The sequence below is a fragment of the Nocardiopsis sp. NPDC055824 genome, from assembly GCF_053616335.1.
Genome location: NZ_JBSHDN010000396.1, coordinates 1 through 1881 on the forward strand (window position 1 = coordinate 1; position 1881 = coordinate 1881).

At 75.2% G+C, this 1881-nt stretch carries 1 protein-coding gene; it reads left to right on the top strand.

Annotated elements, in window-relative coordinates; translation table 11 throughout:
- Nucleotides 1–167 precede the first annotated feature (167 nt).
- Complete coding sequence (dacB, locus tag ACWGL3_RS32125; protein ID WP_452462159.1) at nucleotides 168–1781, top strand: D-alanyl-D-alanine carboxypeptidase/D-alanyl-D-alanine endopeptidase; 1614 nt, start codon at nucleotides 168–170, stop codon at nucleotides 1779–1781.
- The last annotated feature ends 100 nt before the right edge of the window (nucleotides 1782–1881 follow it).

Sequence of the window (1881 nt, forward strand, 5' to 3'; positions counted from 1 at the left end):
ACGGCGTTCCCCCGGGGCGGGGGCCCGCCGGAGCCCCGCCCCGCCTCCGGGCATGCGGCGGATCCCGGACGAAACCGCTCCGCCGCGCGGGGGCTCGCGGTGAAACCCTGGATCGGCGGCCGTTTCTGGGCTAGGGTGCGTTGCTTCCGCCCCCTTCGAGGAGACCCATGAAGCAATCCTCCCCCGAACCCCTGCGCCCCCGCCGCACCGGAGGGCGCGGCGCCCGGAGGGCCGCCGCCCTCGTCACGATCCCCCTGCTGCCGATGACGCTCCTGGGAGCGTCCCCCGCGCTCGCCGACGCCTCCGGAGCCCGCCTGACCGAACTGCGCGAGGACATCGACGCCATCCTGGAGGACCCCGCCCTGGAGGGCGCCGTGTCGGGGGTGGTCGTCGTGGACACCGCGACCGGCGAGGAGCTGTACTCGCGCGACGGCGGCGAGCAGCTGCTGCCCGCCTCCAACATGAAGCTGTTCACCGCGGCCGCCGCCCTGGAGGTCCTGGGCGCCGACCACTCCTTCGGGACCGAGGTCGCGGCCGAGTCCGCTCCCGGGCGCCGGGGAGAGGTGCAGGACCTCTACCTGGTGGGCCGGGGCGACCCGACGCTCTCCGCCGAGGACCTGGACGCCATGGCCGCCGAGGTCGCGGCCTCCGGGGTCCGCACGGTCAAGGGCGACCTGTACGCCGACGACACGTGGTTCGACTCCGAGCGGCTCGTGGACGACTGGTGGCCCGAGGACGAGCCCTACGCCTACTCGGCGCAGATCTCGGCCCTGACGGTCGCCCACGGGGAGCGCTTCGACACCGGCGTGACGGAGGTCTCGGTGGCCCCCGCGGCGGAGGGCGAGCCCGCCGACGTGGACCTCGGCGCCGCGGAGGGCTACGCCGAGCTCGACAACCGGGCCGTCACCGGCGCCGCCGGCAGCGCCAACACCCTCGTCATCGACCGCCCGGTGGGCACCAACACCATCGCGGTCACCGGCTCGCTCCCCGCGGACGCCGCCCCCGTGACCGCGCTGCGGACGGTCGACGAGCCCGCCGCGCTCGCCGGTCACCTCTTCGAGGAGGCGCTGGAGAGCAACGGCGTCACGGTGAAGGGCGACGTCGGCCTGGGCGGTGTCCCCGACGACTGGCAGGACGCCGAGGTGCTCGCCGACCACACGTCGGCCGAGCTCTCCGAGATCCTCGTGCCCCTCATGAAGTTCAGCAACAACGGGCACGCCGAGATGCTGGTCAAGAGCATCGGCCAGGAGACCGCCGGCGCGGGCACCTGGGACGCCGGCCTCGCGGGCGTGGAGGACGCGCTGTCCGGTCTGGGCGTGGACACCGCCGGCCTGGTCCCCAACGACGGCTCCGGCCTGTCCCGCGGCAACCTGGTCACCGCCGACACCGTCGTCGACCTGCTCGGGCAGGCGGGCACCGCCCCCTGGGAGGAGACCTGGTCCGCCTCGCTGCCGGTCGCGGGTGAGAGCGACCCGTTCGTCGGCGGCACCCTCGCCAACCGGATGCGCGGTACCGCCGCCGAGGGCGTGGTCGAGGCCAAGACCGGAACGATGAGCGGGGTCAGCGCCCTCTCCGGGTACGTGCCCGGGCCGGAGGGCGAGCTGGCGTTCAGCATCGTGAACAACGGCCACTCCGGCCCCGCGCCCCTCGCGGTGCAGGACGCGATCGCGGTGCGCCTGGCCGAGTACGCGGGCCACCAGGCGCCGGAGGGCACCAGGACGATGCGCGGTCCGGTCCAGGGCAGCGGCGAGCTGGAGTGCTCCTGGGTGCAGGCATGCTGACCGGAGGGAGCACCTGCCGTCCGGCGGTGGCCCGAGGGGGCCCTCCGGCGGAGTGATCCGGTACGGCGCCGGCCCGGCGGCGTGCCGGCCGGCGGAAGCG

Excerpts from the sequence above, each read along its gene's own strand:
- dacB (WP_452462159.1), top strand. The coding sequence starts at position 168 with ATGAAGCAATCCTCCCCCGAACCCCTGCGCCCCCGCCGCACCGGAGGG.